This window comes from Aliiroseovarius salicola, assembly GCF_027891095.1.
GTDB lineage: Bacteria > Pseudomonadota > Alphaproteobacteria > Rhodobacterales > Rhodobacteraceae > Aliiroseovarius > Aliiroseovarius salicola.
Genome location: NZ_JAQIIO010000005.1, coordinates 1 through 18,835 on the forward strand (window position 1 = coordinate 1; position 18,835 = coordinate 18,835).

At 57.3% G+C, this 18,835-nt stretch carries 15 protein-coding genes and 2 pseudogenes; 6 read left to right on the plus strand and 11 right to left on the minus strand.

What is annotated here, in order from left to right:
• Positions 1–292: 292 nt before the first annotated feature.
• Positions 293–921, plus strand: a pseudogene (locus tag O2N63_RS10460) (tyrosine-type recombinase/integrase); the annotation flags it as partial.
• 218 nt (positions 922–1,139) lie between these two features.
• Positions 1,140–2,159: pseudogene (locus tag O2N63_RS10465) on the plus strand (IS110 family RNA-guided transposase).
• Between the two features lie 372 nt (positions 2,160–2,531).
• Here the strand turns inward: O2N63_RS10465 and O2N63_RS10470 are convergent.
• The 7 genes from O2N63_RS10470 to O2N63_RS10500 form a co-directional block, all read right to left on the minus strand.
• Positions 2,532–3,527, minus strand: a complete 996-nt coding sequence (locus tag O2N63_RS10470; RefSeq protein WP_271054218.1) for an ABC transporter ATP-binding protein — start codon at positions 3,525–3,527, stop codon at positions 2,532–2,534.
• A complete protein-coding gene (locus O2N63_RS10475; RefSeq protein ID WP_271054219.1) occupies positions 3,524–4,558 on the minus strand; it encodes a Gfo/Idh/MocA family protein in 1,035 nt (344 codons plus the stop codon). Before O2N63_RS10475 ends, O2N63_RS10470 begins: the two co-directional genes overlap by 4 nt.
• On the minus strand, positions 4,555–5,394 hold the full coding sequence (locus tag O2N63_RS10480; protein ID WP_271054220.1) for a carbohydrate ABC transporter permease: 840 nt from the start codon (positions 5,392–5,394) through the stop codon (positions 4,555–4,557). Before O2N63_RS10480 ends, O2N63_RS10475 begins: the two co-directional genes overlap by 4 nt.
• A gap of 10 nt (positions 5,395–5,404) precedes the next feature.
• Positions 5,405–6,340: a carbohydrate ABC transporter permease gene (locus O2N63_RS10485; RefSeq protein WP_271054221.1), complete on the minus strand. Its 936-nt coding sequence runs from the start codon at positions 6,338–6,340 to the stop codon at positions 5,405–5,407.
• Positions 6,333–6,473, minus strand: coding sequence for a hypothetical protein (locus O2N63_RS10490; protein ID WP_271054222.1), 141 nt, complete (start codon positions 6,471–6,473; stop codon positions 6,333–6,335). The genes O2N63_RS10485 and O2N63_RS10490 overlap by 8 nt, the downstream gene beginning before the upstream one ends.
• Before the next feature lie 219 nt (positions 6,474–6,692).
• Positions 6,693–7,946 (minus strand): ABC transporter substrate-binding protein, encoded by a 1,254-nt coding sequence (locus O2N63_RS10495; RefSeq protein WP_271054223.1) that lies wholly within the window; start codon positions 7,944–7,946, stop codon positions 6,693–6,695.
• A gap of 49 nt (positions 7,947–7,995) precedes the next feature.
• A complete protein-coding gene (locus tag O2N63_RS10500; RefSeq protein WP_271054224.1) occupies positions 7,996–8,901 on the minus strand; it encodes an N-acetylmuramic acid 6-phosphate etherase in 906 nt (301 codons plus the stop codon).
• Positions 8,902–9,122: 221 nt separating this feature from the next.
• Here O2N63_RS10500 and O2N63_RS10505 point away from each other — a divergent pair, with 221 nt between their 5' ends.
• The 4 genes from O2N63_RS10505 to nagA are packed head-to-tail and all read left to right on the plus strand — an operon-like array spanning position 9,123 to position 12,994.
• Positions 9,123–10,037: a BadF/BadG/BcrA/BcrD ATPase family protein gene (locus tag O2N63_RS10505; RefSeq protein WP_271054225.1), complete on the plus strand. Its 915-nt coding sequence runs from the start codon at positions 9,123–9,125 to the stop codon at positions 10,035–10,037.
• The gene (locus tag O2N63_RS10510; RefSeq protein ID WP_271054226.1) at positions 10,024–10,779 is read left to right on the plus strand and encodes a GntR family transcriptional regulator; all 756 of its coding nucleotides are present in this window, start codon (positions 10,024–10,026) and stop codon (positions 10,777–10,779) included. Before O2N63_RS10505 ends, O2N63_RS10510 begins: the two co-directional genes overlap by 14 nt.
• A gap of 50 nt (positions 10,780–10,829) precedes the next feature.
• Complete coding sequence (locus O2N63_RS10515; protein WP_271054227.1) at positions 10,830–11,858, plus strand: SIS domain-containing protein; 1,029 nt, start codon at positions 10,830–10,832, stop codon at positions 11,856–11,858.
• Entirely contained in the window at positions 11,855–12,994 is a 1,140-nt protein-coding gene (nagA, locus tag O2N63_RS10520; RefSeq protein ID WP_271054228.1) for an N-acetylglucosamine-6-phosphate deacetylase, read from the plus strand. Before O2N63_RS10515 ends, nagA begins: the two co-directional genes overlap by 4 nt.
• A 721-nt stretch (positions 12,995–13,715) precedes the next feature.
• Here nagA and O2N63_RS10525 read toward each other — a convergent pair.
• The 4 genes from O2N63_RS10525 to O2N63_RS10540 all read right to left on the minus strand — a co-directional run bounded on the left by O2N63_RS10525 (position 13,716) and on the right by O2N63_RS10540 (position 18,809).
• Entirely contained in the window at positions 13,716–14,723 is a 1,008-nt protein-coding gene (locus O2N63_RS10525) for an Ldh family oxidoreductase (protein ID WP_271054229.1), read from the minus strand.
• A 74-nt stretch (positions 14,724–14,797) separates the two neighbouring features.
• Complete coding sequence (locus O2N63_RS10530; RefSeq protein WP_271054230.1) at positions 14,798–15,448, minus strand: DUF3726 domain-containing protein; 651 nt, start codon at positions 15,446–15,448, stop codon at positions 14,798–14,800.
• Positions 15,445–17,148: a hypothetical protein gene (locus O2N63_RS10535; protein WP_271054231.1), complete on the minus strand. Its 1,704-nt coding sequence runs from the start codon at positions 17,146–17,148 to the stop codon at positions 15,445–15,447. Before O2N63_RS10535 ends, O2N63_RS10530 begins: the two co-directional genes overlap by 4 nt.
• Before the next feature lie 116 nt (positions 17,149–17,264).
• On the minus strand, positions 17,265–18,809 hold the full coding sequence (locus O2N63_RS10540; RefSeq protein WP_271054232.1) for a BCCT family transporter: 1,545 nt from the start codon (positions 18,807–18,809) through the stop codon (positions 17,265–17,267).
• Positions 18,810–18,835 lie beyond the last annotated feature (26 nt).

An 18,835-nucleotide genomic window follows, 5' to 3' on the forward strand; every position in this document is an offset into this window, starting at 1 on the left:
CGGGTAACCGCTCAATCTGGCTATCTTGCCGAACCTGGATGACTGTGATCGTAGTTTTAAAATTGGTTAATAGGACGAGAAGGCCATGCCTCCATACTTTTTCATAACAGGGTTAGTATTGCGGGTAACCCGACACACTATGATTACCCCAAGCAGACCTTCGTACCATTGCAGCATTGGTCAAAATGGGCTCCAACCGGACCTCAAATGCATTGCGGCACCCTGTGATATTTTATGATTGTCAACGCCGGATTGTCGCTTGGGAAGGGCATGGCGGATCGGAGGATCAGTCATGGAAACACCAAACTTACCTGCCATTCGAACTCTGCGCCCTGCCTGGAACAAGGGTCGCATCGTGGGCCAGAAACGCCCCCTGAAACCTAAGCATGTTTGGGCAATTCGCGTTCGTCTCGAACTTGCTGAGAACCACCGTGACCCTGCACTTTTCAATATGGCAATAGACAGCAAGCTGCGCGGGTGCGATCTGGTGAAAATGAAGGTTGTCGATGTTATGGCGTCTGGTCAGATCAAAGAGCGGGCATCTGTCTTGCAAAGCAAAACACAGAAGCCTGTGCGGTTTGAAATATCCGAAGGAACTCGAGCTTCGGTCGAGAAGTGGATGGATGACCCATTAATGGTTGGATCGGAATATCTCTGGCCAGGGCGGTTCTATGAGCGGTTGCACATCTCGACGCGTCAATACGCTCGGATCGTGCGTGACTGGGTAAAATCCATCGGGTTGGACGACAACGCCTACGGCACCCATTCGATGCGGCGCACCATGGTCACGCAGATTTACAAAAAGACAGGCAACTTGCGCGCTGTCCCGCTCCTGCTAGGCCACACGAAGATGGACAGCACAGTCCGATATCTCGGCGTTGAGCTCGAGAATGCCTGGCAATCGCCGAAGCTATCGAAATCAAAACAGCCGGGCCGTCTTCAAGGACGGCCCAAACCGGACCTTGGGCGAGGATCATGATGCCGTGCTGCGGATCGTCAATTCGGACGTTCGCTGCGAGTGCACAGTATAGACTCCCTTGGACGACCGGTGCGCGGATGGAGTGGATGGCGTCTGCACCTACCGTCGCGCATTGCGGCATAGTGTAGATGTTTTCATCAGCTAGGAATGGAGCTCCACCATGGAAGTTACGACAATAGGATTGGATCTTGGTAAGGACCCTCTCCAAGTTCGCAGTATCGCCGCTGACGGCACAGTTGTCTTCAATCGATCGATCCGGCGTAGACAGTTGCTCAAGTTCTTCGAAACGCTGCCGAATTGTTTGGCCGGCATTGAGGCTTGCGGCTCAGCCCATCATTGGGCGCGGGAATTAACTACGATCGGTCATGATGTGCGGCTAATGCCAGCGGTCTACGTCAAGCCGTACGTGAAGCGCGGAAAGACAGACGCTGTCGATGCGGAGGCAATGTGCGAGGCCGTCACACGACCGACCATGCGGTTTGTTGCTGTGAAGTCGAAAGAACAATAGGCCCTGCTAACCATCCACCGGGTGCGCCAGCTTATCGTCCGCCAGAAAACCCAGATGCTGAACGTGATCCGCGGTCTTCTTCGTGAGTTTGGTCATGTGATCGGGAACGGACCGGTTGCCGCGATGCGCTTCATTAAGACGTTCCAGACGGATGACTGCCTGGACATGCCTGACGTGGTGAAGAGCATGCTCAAAACGCTCTGCGATCAGGTTGTTGCTCTCGATGACCGGGTGACCTTTTATGACAAACTGGTCGAATATCATTCCCGGATCGATGAGCGCGCCAAGCGCATAAGAACAATCCCCGGCGTTGAACCCATCACTGCCTCGGCCATTGTAGCTACTATCGGCGACGTCAAGCAGTTCAAGAACGGACGCGAGTTTGCCGCCTGGCTAGGGCTGACACCGCTGAACAGATCGAGCGGTGGCAAAGAGCGTTTGGGGCGGATCAGCAAGAAAGGCGATCGCTATCTCCGACGATTGCTTGTGATTGGCATGACCTCTCAAGTTCAGCGTGCCCGTGGATATCCAGAGCACGTACACCCCTGGATCATGCAGCTTCTGGAACGAAAACCCGTTCGTCACGCAACCATTGCTATGGCGAACAAGGCAGCGAGGATCATCTGCGCGATCCTCACCAAAGAAACGTACTACCACCAAGCGGCAGCATAAAAGGAGCAAGACAAAACCGAATTGCAAGACGAATGTCATGATGGCACGTGCGGTCATCCGAAAACCTGAAATCCCGTGCTTTGTCCTGAACTCACAGGTTCGCGTCGCCGATTGGGAGCAGGTTTACGGAACCCATCAAGGCCAGCGGCACACACCGACGCCGCGATCAAAGGCCGGACACAGGACTGTACTGACCTGCGCCGCAATTAGAGCATTTTTTCCTTGCAAAGCAGACGCCATCCACAAAGGACAAAGCGGCCTTGAGCAACTGCGGCTATTGCTTGCGCAGAAAGCCTTCGCGCTTGTAGTGCATGTTTTTCTGACTTGTGAGCCTTGCTGCGCCCACAAGCTGCTGTCTTGCGCATTGTTTGCTTAGTCCATGCGCGCGCCTTCGCGATTGAAATGGTAAACTCTTTGTGGATTGAAGCCGAGTCGCAATTTCTGACCCGGCTCCACCGCTTGCTGTCCAAACAGTCGCGCGGTGATCTGAAAATCGCTTACCTTGGCAATTACGTTGGTATCGCCACCGAGTTTTTCGACATGATTGACCCGCGCTGCAATCACTCCGTCGTCGTCCAGAAACAGGTCTTCAGGACGCACGCCCATCGTGCGGTCGTCGCCTTCATTCAGCAAACTTGCCGGCAGGAAATTCATCGCGGGTGAGCCAAGGAACCCGGCGACAAACTGGTTGGCAGGGTTGTTGTACAGTTCCATCGGGCTGCCGATCTGTTCCACTCGCCCGTCGCGCAACACCACTATCTTGTCCGCCAGCGTCATTGCTTCGGTCTGGTCATGGGTCACGTAGATTATCGAGGCACCAAGCTGTTCGTGAAGATGGGCAATCTCAAGCCGCGTGTTCATGCGAAGGGCTGCGTCGAGGTTTGAGAGTGGTTCATCAAACAGGAAGAGTTTCGGTTGGCGCACAATGGCGCGGCCAATGGCAACCCGCTGGCGCTGACCGCCGGACAACTCCGAGGGGAACCGGTCAAGATATGGGGCTAGATCCAACATCCGACTGGCCTCTTCCACCCGCTCGTCAATCACCTCTTTCGGCTGCTTTTCCTGTTTCAGCGCCAAGGTCATATTACCGCGCACATTCAGGTGTGGATAAAGCGCATAGCTTTGGAACACCATTGCAATGCCGCGCTTTGAGGGCGGGGTCAGATTGACAAGATCATCACCGATGTGGATCTCACCAGAGCTGGCATCTTCCAGCCCGGCAATCACCCGCAAGAGGGTGGATTTACCGCAACCCGAGGGGCCGACAAACACAACAAATTCACCTTCTTCAACTTCGATATCAATGTCTTTCAACACATGCACCGAACCGAAAGATTTGTTCACTTTTTTCAGGGAAAGAGCGGTCATGATGTTTCCTCTTCAAGGCTGACGGGTTGGCCGGTACGCACGCTTTCGTCCGCAGCAAGGCAAATGGCAAGGGACCGCACCGCATCCTGCATGTGACGGGTCAGGTCGAGATTTTCTTGAATGGCCTCAAGCATGTAGGCTTGTTCGGCATCACATAGCGCCTGATGGCCGGGTTCGTCCGGCAGGGCGATCATCTGATCACCTTCGGGACGGTGGACAAGCAATCCTCCCACCGCAGTGTGGCTGTCCACATTGGAACTGTCGGATTTGTCGGTCTCGGTGATCGACACAGATCCCGCAGGGGAAATCACGTCTTTCACAAAAAACGCGGTTTCCGACATCATCGGACCCCAGCCTGCTTCGTACCAGCCGACCGACCCGTCCTCGAACGTAACCTGAAACTGGCCGTAATTATACATGTCAGGTGCAATTTCATCCGACAGGCGCAGTCCCATACCATTCACTTGCACGGGGGCGGCATCGGTGATCTGGCACCAGACATCCACGTAATGCACGCCGCAATCAACAATTGGCGCGGTGGTCTGCATCAGGGCTTTGTGGGTCTCCCACTCTGCGCCTTTGGATTGCTGATTAAGGTTCATACGGAACACATAAGGCCCGCCTAGTGCGCGCGCTTCTTCGATGAGCCGCACCCAGCTTGGATGGTGGCGCAGGATATAGCCCACCACCAGTTTGCGGTTCAGGCGCGTAGCCGTGTCGACCACGCGTTTGGCATCCGCAATCGTGGTCGCCAGTGGTTTTTCCACAAACACATGCGCGCCTGCTTCCATCGCCGCCACGGCGAAATCGGCGTGGCTGTCGGAATAGGTGGCAATCACCACCAGATCCGGCCTGGTGTCCGCAAGCGCTGCGTGGAAATCGGTAAAGACAGGATAGCCGGCCAGATCCGGCAGATCGACACGGCCCGAGCGGTTTACAAGGGCGACGATCTCAGCACCGTCGTGGTTATGGTGTGCAAGCGCATGGCTTGCCCCCATATTACCCAGACCTGCAATCAGAACCCGGATCATTTTACCGCTCCTGAGGTGATGCCGCGAATGAGTTGACGTGAGAAGATCACATAGAGGATCAAGACCGGCAGGATCGCCATCGACAGGGCGGACAAGACCGCGTTCCAGTCGGTCACGAACTGGCCGATAAAGACCTGGCTGCCCAAAGTGAGCGTTTTGGTTTCTTCGGCGGGCGCAAGGATCAGCGGGAACCAGAGGTCATTCCAGATCGGGATCATGTTAAAAACCGCAACCGTCGCCATTGAGGGGCGCACCAGCGGCAGCACCAGCTTGAAGAAGATCGTGTATTCCGACAGCCCGTCAATCCGTCCGGCATCTTTCAGGTCATCACTGACCTGCTTCATAAATTCGGACAGGATAAACACAGCCAGCGGAAGGCCCTGCGCCGTATAGACAAGAATGAGCGCCCAAAGCGTGTTGACCAGACCGGTCGACACCATCAGTTCAAGGATCGCCACCGTGCCGATGCGGATCGGGATCATGATCCCGAGCGCCAGGTAAAGCCCCATGATCATATTGCCCTTGAAGCGATATTCACTGAGCGCATATGCCGCCATCGCCCCAAAGAGCAGGACAAAAAACAGCGTGGCCACGGTCACGATCATCGAGTTCTGGAAGTATAGAAAGAAATCCCCCTGCTTCATCACCGTCTCGTACCCGACCATCGAGAAGCTTTCGCTATCCGGCATGGCCAGAGGTTCGCGAAAGATCTTCTTACGGGTCTTGAAACTGTTGATCAGGATCACAAAGACCGGAAACAGCGCAATCAGCGTATAGAGGATCAGCGCACCATGCATTGCAGCGGCATTGAGCGGATTTTGACGTGCCTTGTTCATGATCGCCTCCTTACAGCTGATACCGGCGCATCCGGGTCTGGATGCCGAAGAGATAGAGACAGACACCGATCAGGATGATCCCGAACATCGCGCCAGCAATGGCCGAGCCCATATGCGGATCGCCAAGCTGCAGTTGGAAGCCGAAGAAGGTGCGGTACATGAAGGTGCCCAGAATATCGGTCGAGAAGTCCGGCCCCGCCAGCGCGCCTTGCGCAGCGTAGATCAGGTCGAACGCGTTGAAGTTGCCGACAAATGTCAGGATCGAGATGATCCCGATCGAGGGCAGGATCAGCGGCAGTTTGATTTTCCAGAAGGCCGCAGAACCGGTGATCCCATCAATCTCGCCCGCTTCCAGAATTTCTTCCGGAATGGTCAGAAGCGCGGCATAGATCAGCATCATCGGGATGCCCACGAATTGCCACACGGAAATCAGCGCCAGCGTGGTCAGCGCGTATTCTTCTTTGCCCAACCACGGCGCAAACAGTGATTTCAACCCAACAGCATCCAGCATCCCCGGCGCAATGCCCCAGATTGGCGACAGGATCAGTTTCCAGGCAAAACCGACAATCACAAAGCTGAGGATCGTGGGAATGAATATGGCCGAGCGGTAAAGCGCGGCAAAGCGCAGCCGCGGGTGGCTCAGGATCGCGGCCAGCGCAACGCCGATCGGATTTTGCACCAGCATATGCACAATGAAGAACCAGAAGTTGTTGCCCAGTGCGTTCCAGAACTGCTTGGACCAGATCGGGTCAAAAAACAGGGTGCGGAAATTCTCCAGCCCGACGAAAATTCGCGTCTGCTCCACCTCACTGTAAAGCGCAAGGCGCAGTGTATTAAAGAGCGGAAAGATCATGATGGCGGTGTAGACCAGCACGGCAGGTGCAAGGAATACAAGGATGTGCCAGCGGATCGGGCTGCGGTTGGTTGAGGTGCTCTGATCAGACATGGCTGAAATCTCCGGGATCACACTCCGCCCCCGTCCTAAGGGGCAGAGTGCCATCTTCGGTCACGGCCATCGGCATCCCTGCCTGTACCGCAGGTCCGAATGTGGCGGATATTGGTTGATAAAAGGTGAACACTGGCGCTCTCCCGATCTTCTCTGCGGATATTGTGCCTCCGGCGGGGATATTTCCGGACCAAAGTTGGCAGGTCGGTTATTCTATCCGTAGGCGCGGTGGCGGTGATTGGGGACAGCAGCGCGCCCCTATCTTTGGTCATTAAATATCCCCGCCGGAGGCATCAGACCTTAATACGAGGGCGACGGCCAGATGAAGGCACCCGGCCGCCTCGTTCAGCTGTTACATCTGCGGCTCATACCAAGAGGCGAGGCCTTCCTGCAGTTTCGCACCCAGTTCTTCCGGGGAAGACGTGCCTTTGATCGCGGCCACCGATGCGCCCCAGGTATCGTTTTCAAGGTTCGGAGTGCCACGCGACAGGATCTGATAGGTGGACCGGATGGTGCTTTCGCACTCGCCACGCCAGCCAACGATCTCCTTCGCGAGCGGATCGGTGAGCTCAACCGGAGTGTTTGACAGCGGGAAGAAGCCCGGCAAGGCGTTGCCGAAGATCTCGGCAAATTCGGGTGAAGCCACCCATGCCAGGAAAATCTTAGCCGCTTCAGGGTTATCGGTTTTGGCGTTCATACCGATGCCAATGTCGGTGTGATCCGAGATATAACAGGTGTCGCCAGCGTTCTGGACTGGCGGCTTGAAAGCGCCCATTTCAAAATCAGCCTGCGCATTGAACCCGGTGATTTCCCAGCTGCCGGCCGGATAGATTGCGGCGCGCCCCAGCGTGAACAGGTTCTGGCTGTCAGGATAGGTTTGGGCTTCGTAACCGTCTCCCAGATAGGCACCCCATTTGGCCAGCGTGGCATAGGGGGCAACCCATTGCGCGTCGGTCAGTTTCTGCTCGCCGGCGATCAGCGCCAGACGGCCCTCTTCACCTTTCCAGTAGTTCGGACCGATGTTGTTGTACCCCATCGTGGCCGCTTCCCATTGGTCGTTGGTGCCCATCGACATCGGGATATAGTTGCCATCTGCCTTGAAGGCTTCGAGTGCCGCAAAGAATTCAGCTTCGGTGGTCGGCACTTCAACGCCAACTTCCTCGAAGGCTTCTTTATTATAAATGAATCCGTGGATCACCGAGGCCATTGGCACACAGAAGCTTGCCGACCCATCATCGGTCTGCCAGGCAGATTTCGCCACGTCCGAGAAGTTGCTCATGGCTTCCAGATCGTCGAGGGCGGTCAGGTGACCGGCGTCATACAGCGCCAGAGAGGCGTCAAACGGGCGACAGGTGATCAGGTCGCCAGCGGAACCGGCATCCAGCTTCGAGTTCAAAACCGCATTATATTCCGCAGGGGCTGAGGGGGTGAATTTCACCTTGATACCGGAGTGCTTGGCTTCAAAGGCGGGAATGATCTTGTCCTGCCACAGGACCAGGTCATCATTGCGCCAGCTTTCGATCGTGATGGTCACGTCTTGCGCCATTGCACTTGTGGCCACCATGGCGGAGCTCGCCAGTGCCAGGGTCATTAACTTGCTTTTCATTGTTTCCTCCCAATTTTATCGCAGTGTTCTCGTTGTGATTTTCGATGTGTTACGGCCACAGGGCCGACATGGCCGGGCGGAGATGCCCGCCCGTCTCCTTGAGTATGTCCTCCGCCTGCTTCGGACTGGCGCCAAGCGCCACCAAAACAGCCAATTTCGTGTGTCCGTCGGTCTGGCTCAGCGCCTCATGGGCCGCCGCCTCGTCAACCTGGGCAATGCGTGCCACAATCCCGGCGGCGCGGCTGCGCAGTTTGGCGTTGTCAGCCCGCAGGTTGACCATCATTCCGTCATACACATGGCCCAGATCCACCGCCATCAGTGTCGACAGCATGTTCAGGGCAATCTTCTGCGCTGTGCCTGCGCCCATACGGGTCGAACCAGAGAGCACTTCCGCCGGAGTAGGCAGACAAATGGCGTAATCGCTCTGAAGCAGAAGCGGAGCGCCTTTATTGTTGGCGATGCCGATCAGGGTGGCGCCTCTGGCCTTGGCGATTTGCGCCGCCGCCAGTGTATAAGGTGTGGTGCCGCTGGCCGATACTGTGATCACGGTGTCCCGTCCGGTCAGTCCCGACAGGGTATGATCCAGCGCATCACTGTCATCTTCCGTGTCACCGGGCATCTCCGGCGTGGTGGGAATGCCACCAGCCATCAGGATACGGATCTGCGAGGCCGGGATAGAAAACGTGCCACCTAGCTCCATCGCATCGGCGGCCGCCATCAACCCGGACGACCCGGCGGCGACATAATAGAGTGCCCCTCCGGTCCGGATCGTATCCGCCATGGCGTGGGATGCTTCTGCAATCGGTGTGATGCTCTGCTGCACGGCGAGGGCAGCTTGGTGCTGGCCCTCCGCAAGAACGGCTGCAACCATCTCGGCCGGCAGACGATCAAGACCACTGGCCTTGTCGTGCAGCTCTTCTGTGGTTTTTACCGGTTCAACAGCCATCTTGTTCATCAACGCACTTAACGCGCGGTCCCCCAAATGTGTTTCCGATCCCGCCAGATGAGCGATTTAAATTCGGAACACCTCAAATCATACCTATTAGATACCATTTGTCTACCATTTATTTTTATTGGCAATATTTGGTTTAATTTTGGGTGTTTAGCCATAGCTTTTCGCCCTGATAATCTAATTTGGTCTTTTATTTTCAGAATAGGTATTATATAGGTATTATCATGACGCTTCACACCCCCCTCCCCTTTCTAGCCGTAGATGGCGGCGGAACACGTTGCCGACTGGCGCTCTGCGACAACGTCGGGCAGATCCACATCCTTGAAACCGGATCCGCCAATGTGACGTCCAACTTCTCTGCCGCCACGCGGGAAATACTTCGTGGAATTGAGGAGTTGTCGCGAATCTCCGGATTGGAGCAGGAAGAGATTTCTGCCCTACCCGCCTATTTTGGACTTGCTGGCATCACCGGCCTGGAAAGCGCCGCCCAACTGGCCGACGCCCTACCCTTCAGACACATCCGAATCGAAGATGACCGCCCGGCTGCGCTATGCGGCGTCCTCGGCGAAAATGATGGAATGGTGGCCCATTGCGGCACCGGGTCATTTATCGCCGCTCAGGATCAGGGACAAATGCGCTTTATCGGTGGTTGGGGGCCGGTGCTGGGCGATATGGCTTCGGCACAATGGGTCGGGCGCAAGGCCCTCGCACGCAGCCTTGATGTTGTGGATGAGCTGGCGCGACCTTCTCCCTTGTCCAATCACATCCTGAACGAACTGAAGGGGTCCGCTGGCATCGTGCGTTTTGCCGGCACCGCGTCGCCCGCCGATTTCGGGCGCTACGCCCCATTGGTGACGCGCCATTCCGCAGAAGGATGCGCGCTGTCGACCGGGATCTTGCAAGACGCGGCTGACCAGATCGCCGCTACCCTGACCAAAATTGGCTGGACCGAAGGGACAAGGTTGTGCCTGACAGGTGGCATCGGCCCCTGTTATGCGCCTTATCTGCCAGCCCCGATGCAGGCGACCCTGCACGATCCCGAGGGCACACCGCTTGACGGGGCCATCCTGCTGGCCAGGTGCTTTGCCACCGAACTGGCAGAGGAAAACACAAGGGGAGACAAACATGTCCGTTGCTGAATTTCTGCACCCCGATGGCTGGCTGGGCCAAAGCTCTGGCCCGCGTTATGTGCAACTGCGTCGCCGCCTCGAAGAGGGGATCGGGTCTGGCCTGTTGCCACCGGGTAGCTCCCTGCCGCCGGAACGCGAGATTGCCGAAATCACCGACCTGTCCCGCGTCACCGTGCGCAAGGCCATTCAGGAACTAGTCAAGAGCGGATCGGTAGAACAACGCCAAGGCTCCGGATCTTTTGTACGGGAACAGGTCGAACGGGTGGAGCAATCCCTGTCTCACCTCACCTCTTTCACCGAAGACATGCAGCGGCGCGGGCTTCAGACCACGTCAAAATGGCTGGAACGCGGCATTTTCCTGCCCTCTCCTGAAGAGGTGCTGACGCTGGGGCTGGCCGCTGGTGACAGCGTGGCCCGGATCCACCGTCTGCGCGAGGCAGACGGGCACCCTATGGCGCTGGAACGTGCCGCCCTTCCGCTGGACATCCTGCCCAATCCACTGGAGGTGACCACCTCGCTTTACGAAATCCTTGAAAAAAGCGGGCACCGTCCGGTACGTGCAGTTCAGAAAATCTCGGCCATCAACCTCGACCCGCCAGAAGCCGAGCTTCTGGGCGTTGCGGAAGGCACCGCCGGGCTGAAGATCCAACGGGTGTCCTATCTCGCCAGCGGGCGTGTCGCGGAACTCACCCGATCGATCTATCGCGGCGACGCCTATGACTTCGTGGCGGAGCTTCGCCTCTCGAACTAAGCCGATCGTTTCCTGATCACCCACCAGAACGCACTGAAAAGGCTGCCAGAATGACCCAGACAGAAACGCGGATGCGTGCCGAAATCAACGAAATCCCTCAAGCGGTTGACCGCCTGCTGACACAGGGCGCCAGCGCTATTACCTCGACAAAAGAAGCGTTGAAGGATCGCAACCTGCCCTTCCTTCTGTCGGTTGCGCGTGGATCGTCGGATCATGCTGCAACTTACCTGAAATATGCCTCCGAACTACTTTTGGGGCTGCCAATGGCCTCTGTTGGCCCGTCGATCAGCTCGATCTACGGCGCGGATGTGCGCGCGGATGGTGCACTGTGCATCTCGGTGTCGCAATCGGGTCAGAGCCCGGACATCGTGCGGCTAACCGAAGCCTTTGCGGAATCGGGCGCCTTTACCGTGGCGATCACCAATGACGCGACTTCGCCGCTGGCGGACACCACCGCTGCCACATTGCCGATTCATGCGGGGCCGGAACTGAGCGTGGCGGCCACCAAGACCTTTGTCACTTCGCTGGTGGCAGGCGTGTGGCTGCTGGCCGAGCTCAAGGGTGATACGGAACTGCTGTCTGCGATCCACGCCCTACCCGACGCGCTGGATAAGGCCACCCGCTGCGACTGGTCCGAGGCCGCCGAAGCGATCACCGGCCAATCCCTGTTCACCCTTGGACGCGGACCATCCTGGGCGATCTCGAACGAGGCTGCATTGAAGTTTAAAGAAACCTGCCAGATCCACGCGGAAAGCTATTCCAGCGCCGAAGTGCTGCACGGGCCGGTGTCGATTGTAGAACAGGGCTTCCCGGTCATCGCCTTCACCGCAGGGGATGCCGCGGAAGACAGCGTGGCTGAAGTGGCGGATGCGATGGCGGCCAAAGGGGCGCATGTTTTTGCGACCACCACCAAAGTGCGCGAGGCCGACCCGCTGCCACATGTGCGCACCGATCACTGGATCACCGATCCGATTGCCGCAATTGTGTCTTTCTATGGCATGGTCGAAACCGTGGCCGCGGCGCGTGGGATCAACCCGGACGCGCCGCGCCACCTGAAAAAAGTGACAGAAACGGTATGACACGGCGCGCGCTTATATTCCGGAATGGCCGTATCTTCGATGGAACAACCCTGCGGGATGGTTTTGCAATGCGGTTCCAGGACGGCCACCTGACAGCGTTTGGACCTGATACGGAAGTACCCAGAGACGGAGAAGAGATCGATCTGGACGGAGATATCCTCAGCCCTGGCTTCGTTGATCTACAGGTCAATGGCGGCGACGGTGTCATGTTCAATGACGATCCGTCGATTGGAACTCTTCGCAGGATGTCATCTGCGCATCGACGCCTTGGTGTCCGGGCGTTCTTGCCGACACTGATCACTGATACAGCAGAAAAGACCCAGGCCGCTATCGCCGCCGTAACAGATGCCATCAGCGTCGGTGTGCCAGGGATCGCAGGTCTGCACCTTGAGGGGCCGCATCTGTCGACTGAACGCAAGGGAGCGCACGACCCTTCCCTCATTCGACCAATGGAGCCGGACGATCTTGATACTCTTTTGGCCGCAGCCGAGGATTTGCCCGTATTGAAGGTCACCATCGCACCGGAAAACGTTTCAGAAGAGCACGTCAGAGTGCTTTCAGCAGCCGGGGTACTTGTGTCTCTTGGTCACACAAATGCCGGGTACGACACTTGCCTTAATTATTTCGAAGCTGGCGCACGCTGCGTCACGCATCTCTTCAATGCAATGAGCCAGCTTGGGAACCGTGAGCCCGGGCTTGTTGGCGCTACGCTCGCCTATGGGAACGTTTCCTCAGGGCTGATCGCTGATGCGGTGCATGTTCATCCTGAAACGATGCGCGCAGCTTGGCAGGCAAAGACTGGTCCCGGGCAAATCTTTCTCGTGAGCGATGCTATGGCCGTCGCAGGAACGGATTGCACAGAGTTCACACTGGGGGGGCGATGTATCCGGCGTGGTGACGGCGTTTTAACTTTGCCGGATGGGACACTGGCAGGCGCCGACCTAGATCTAACGAAAGCGGTTCGAACGGTCGTCAAAAAGGTGGGGCTGCCGATCGAGACCGCGCTCCGGGCCGCAACCAACGTTCCTGCGGTTCTGGCCGGAATTCCTCCGCTAATACTCGAACCGGGGAGCGGAATGCAGTCAGGCATAATACGGCTGTCACGGGATTTGAGTACGGTCTCCATCCTCGCTTAACAAAACTGTGTGATCCTCCCCACTGAAGTGGTCCGCCCCTATAGTTAGGAAATGGAGGATCACACACAGGTTGCACAAACCACAACACGGACACCTTCACTGGCTTGAAAAACCACTTGTTTTCAACGCGCCAGCTATACATGGTAAAATTCACTCCGATCCCTACCGCCGGAGCCAAATCCCAGATAAGGGATTGGTCATAAACGACAAAGCGCTCCATCTCGGAGCGCTTTTGTCGTTCCGGGAAAATTCTCTATCACATTCGATGGAACACACCGTCTGCAGGAGGCTGTGCATTCCCTGTAGCTTGAGCCGTTTTAGTATCAGGAACTGTGGGTTCGACCTACTGTGGTCGATGGTCAATGGTATGACGCATCAGAACCCATGGAATAGCAGGGCGAGGGCATGTCGTTCGGCGATTTCTTCAATCATCTCACCGACAATATATTTGCGTTTTTCCGAGCAGGTGAGAGGCAGCACTTTTGCTGATCAGCCGAAGGTGCAGGTCTATCAGCGTCGAAACCGCTCAAGACGACGCGCCTTCAGTCGTTGTAATTCGGCTTCTGCCTCTCCAGCCCACAACACCCGTAGGTAGCTCGTTTTCCTGATATCACTCTGGCCCCAATTGTTGGGCCACACATTCAGGGTCGCTCAGTTTTACAATGGCGTTTTGGTGCCTTCCCCAAGCAGCCTCACAGCCACCTCGAGGAAGGCCAGATTGTCAGACGAGGGCGCGAACTTTTTCCAAAAGCGCGGCGTTCACCGCCACACCCTGCGTGGCGGCGCGGCTACGGGCGGCAGCACGGCCATCGCCGGGAAGACGGGCGCCATCCTGATCACGGAAAGACGAAATGAGATCAGCCAGCTTTTCCTGGAACAGGCCACCCGATGTGGCTTCGGGGTCGATCGCAATAAAGAATTGGCCGGTTTTTGGGGGACCACCAGCAGTGCCCGAGAAGGGGCTCGCGACAGAACCAAGTGTGGCACCAGCCATGGCCGCTGCCATCAGTTCAACCGTCAGGGCAATACCCACGCCTTTATAGCCGCCTGACGGCACCATTGACCCCTTCAGGCCAGCCTCGGGGTCTGTCGTCGACTGACCATCCGCATCAAGAACCCAACCTTCCGGTACAGGTTTGCCTTCACGGGCATGTTTCATCACTTCACTTTTGGCGATTGTGCTGGCGGATTGGTCGATCAAAAGCGCCGCATTGCCCTCAGCATCCGGAGCTGAGATAGAGAACGGGTTGGTCCCAACAACCGGCTTCGCCCCACCTGACGGTGCAATCGAAGCAGGCGCGTTGGTAAAGCCGATGCCCATCAGCCCAGCCTGAGCCAATCGTTGAGTATGCACACCCAGAACGCCACAATTATACGAATTGTTCACGGCCAGAACCGCCACGCCCATCTCTTTTGCCAGCGGGATCAGCTTTTCAAAGCCAAGGTCAATGGCACTATGCGCAAAACCGGTTGCGGCATCCACGGTCACAACCGACGGGCGCGGTTGCGCCACAACAGGAGAAGCCTGACCATCCACTTTTCCACATTCCACATGTTGAGCGTAGATCGGGATATAGGCCAACCCATGCGAGGCCACCCCGTCCGCTTCGGTCATCGCAGTTGCGACGGCCAATGGTCGGGCGTTCACCTCTGAGGTGCCGGCCTTAACCAGGGCCTTGAAGGCCAGATCTTCGATTTCAGCAAGAGAAAGGGTTTCTGTGGCGGTCATGTCATTCTTTCTTGTTCTTTATTTTGGATAGCTCTGATGGGACAGAAAGGCACCCTGCCCCACCATGTCGTTTTTTAATCGTTGTCGCTTAGTCCGGCCCCCGCGCCGCGCAGACGACTTTCTTCGGTGGCTGGAGCAAACGTGCGGTGGGAAAATCCACCCAGCTGTTCCCAGCTGTCAGCGGAAACATCCGCACGCATCACCGGCTCGCGACGACCGGTCATCTCGGCCGGGGCAAAAAACACCAGACGATCCGCATGTTTGGCTTCCAGCGCTTCAGGATCACCCTGCACACAAAGCTGTTTGCCGTCGGTGGCGACACGCGCCCCGTCCCATTCAGCAGCCACCGCCACACCAAGGCGCAGCGCAGCGCCACCCATGAAGGGCACCGCCAGAAGTGGGAGGCTCACATTCTCCATGGTGATCGACCCTCGCTCCAGTAGACGCACCGCGCAATCGCTCAGTGAGGCCCCCGCTATCAGCGGACTCATCCGTCGGGCAGGTGCATGCCAGACCTCAGCACGCAACGACACAGGCGATACATCAATCGACGGGATCCGGTCATTTAGCATCAGGAGTTCGGCCAACATTTCGGTGCCGGGAAAACCGAAGGATGACAGCCAACGCGTCCCTTTGGCCGCTTCTTCTGCCAATCCCCAAGACAGGCCTGCCCCACGGCCAGCACGTTTGCTCATGGCTTCTATTTCGTTCAATGAATGGCTCATGCCACCCCCTCCTCAAGCACAGTCTCAGCATCCGGGAACACCCAGAAGTCAGCATTTTCCGTAGTCAATTCCTTGGGGAGCGGTGCGTTGCCATACATGCAGATCCGAACCCAACGATCTGATCGGGGGTCAAACTGCGTGGCTCCGAAAAAGGCCAATTTGCAGCGCAACATGTCAATCGGCAGCACCTGATCTGAAATTGTGTTGTCTCGGATCTCGGCATAGGGTGCGCGACCAACGATCTGCGCCCGGCGCAACACATGGCGATGTTCCGGATGGCGCAGCAAGAACTCGGCGACCTGGGCCTCATCCGGCCAATGGGCCAGCGCGTTGTAAAGCTGCGCAGCATCCCGCCCCGGGGCCAGAGGTTGCTCATATTCTTCAATCGGCTCTTCGAACCGCTCACCCAGACGGGGTTCGAGCTTTTCTTCCGACACATACCATGCACGCGCGCGGTTTTCCGATGCCTGCCAATCGATACCAATTGCCCAAGCATAGATATCATTCAGCAACCCACGCAAATCGCCAACACTCATTGCACCTGCAATGCGGAAAGTGGCGGTGTTGTCGGCAGCCATCTCCTCGGCGAACTGATCCACCAGCGCTCCGTAAGGCTCAAGGATCAGCGAGGCGATCCACTCCTGCCCTTCCAACGTCAAAGCCTCTTCGGCCCACTGATAAAGCCTGTCCCAAGGGGCAGCACCCTTCAGGTCATTTTGCGCGAGATAAGTATCAAGTTTGGTCACGTCCGCTCGCAGACCCGCCAGTTTCTCGATTTGGATCGGATGTTCTGATCGCCACGCGGCAATCGACAGTTTGCTGCGCTCCACCAAGGTGCGGAACAGGACAATATCCTCAGCGCTGGCCGCATCCAGGCTGCGCACCGCCTGAATGGCATTTTCACGCGCGGCGACCCAGTTATTAAAGAGCACCGGGTGATTCAGCAGGAACGGCGCCATCCCGAGACCGGTAGAGTTGCCGATGCCCATCGAACGGGCAAGATCCGGCGACAGGGTGGCGGCCTCGGCACCATTGGCAGCAGCACGGCGATTGGCCATATGCTGCACCAGATCCAAAACAAACCAGCGAGTCAGATAGACCGAGAGCATCTCTACCTGGAAAGGCGCGGTGAATTCGGGGCGGTCCGCGATCATTTCGCGATCCGCCGCCCCCAGTTTGCCCGAACCATACACGGCAGTGGTGCGCATCAAATAACCAACGGCGTCGATCTGTTCGACATCCGGCTGGCGGCCTTCAGCAAGGTTTGACACCACATGCTCCCAAAGCCGCACCGAACGGTTGGCACGCGACACAGACAATTCGGTCCCGGACACCCGGCCCGCTTCCTGCACCGGAATATTGTGTGACAGGCGTTCGATATCATCTGCAGTCGGGACGCCATCAAACAGGGTAAAGGTTGCATCCCACGCATCTGCAATCACCCGGTCCGAGCGTTTCTCGGGCGGCAGGTCATGGGCATAAGCGATCAGCGAATAGGCGCGTTCTGGGCCATAAGCAGTATAGACCGCATGGCCCTCGCCCGCATCATTCACGGCGAACGCGGTCTGTTCAAAACGCCAGCCTTCGCGGGCCAGACGGCGGGTCAGGACGCGCATGAACGACAGGCGCGATTGGTGGATGGACCCCAGACGCGCGAGGCGCATCACCAAGTTAGGGTCGCGGCGTGGAATATCAGTCATACTCTTGGCCTTTGCAGTCAGGACGGTAGCGCATTTCGGGCAGCAAGGCGAGTTGCAGCGAACAGAGCCCGAAGACGCGAGGGGATGGTTGGGCGCCTGATGACGCCCAACACCAATTAGCTTTCGCGGCCTTTGGCCAGGGTGATGCGCAGGGCATCCCACAGCGAGGGCAGCAAGATCAGCGACACTGGAACTGCGGTCACCACGATAAAGCTTTGCAGCTTGGATACACCGCCAGACCCCACCGAGATTAGGATCACGGCCATGATCCCCATGGCCACGCCCCAGAACACACGCACGGCGGCAGGAGGGTGATCACCATCACTCATGGTGGCCGAGATCACATAGCTCATCGAGTCACCGGTCGTTGCCACGAAGATCGTGGTCAGGATCAGGAACATCAGCGAGATCAAAAAGCCCATCGGCAGGTTGTTGGTGATCGCCAGCAAAGCCGCGGGCAGATTGAACCCTTCAAAGGCAGTTGAGATCGCGCCCTGTTCGGCCAGTTCCATCGAGATGCCAGTGCCGCCGATGATGGTGAACCAGAAGTTGGTCACGATCGGCGCCACAATCGACAGCATGATAATGATCGAGCGGATCGAACGGCCACGCGATACGCGCGCAATGAACATCGCCATCAACGGACCATAGCCCATGAACCAGCCCCAGAAGAACACGGTCCACCAACCAAGCCAGCCCGGTTCGCCGAAGATACCAGCATCTCCGCGATACAGCGCCATTTGGAAGAAGTTGCCAACATAGGTGCCGAAGCCCGAGAAGAACGAGCCAAAGATGAACCCGGTCGGACCGGCCAGCAACACAAACACCAGAAGGGCTGCGGCAAGGATCACGTTCACTTTCGACAGAAGCTGAATGCCGCGCGACAGACCGGTCATGGCCGAGATGGTGTAGATCGCCACCAGACCACCAATCACCACAAATTGCGTGGCAAAAACATCCGGGATGCCGAAGAGATCAGACAGACCATAGCTCACTTGCAGACCAAGGAAACCAATCGGTCCCACGGTGCCTGCCACAACGGCAATGATTGAGGACGCGTCCGCAATCAGGCCAATCGGACCATGGATCGCCTTGTCGCCAAACACCGGGTACAGGAGCGTACGCGGGGCCAGCGGCAGACCTTTTTCATAGTGGTAGTGCATCAACATCACCGTGGTCAGCGAGCCAAGAATGGCCCATGCCAGAAAACCCCAATGCATAAAGCTTTGCGCAATGGCCGGGTCCACAGCAGCGGCCGTCCCCCCCTCGGCACCATAAAGCGGCGGCGAGTAAAGGAAGTGGGCAATCGGCTCACCGGCCGCCCAGAACACACCACCACCCGCGAGCAGGGTACACATGATCATCGAGCCCCACTGGAACACGGTGAACTCTGGCGCAGCAAGATTGCCCATGATCGCTTTGCCGCCCGGCAGGACGCAAAGCAGAAGGCCGATCAGGAAGGTCGCAAGAAGCAGCACCTGCCAGTAAAGTCCAAAATAGGTGGCCGAGACGTTAAAGCCCCAGTCCACGGCAGCCGACAGCGCGTCAAGATTGACGAGTGCGGCGATACAGAAGGCTGCAATGAAGCCTCCCGAAATCAGGAAAAGCGGCTTGTTGACCCGGCTTTCCTTGATGTTTGATTGCATAGATGCTTCCGACATCTATCCCTCCCTAGATATGGCCCGTC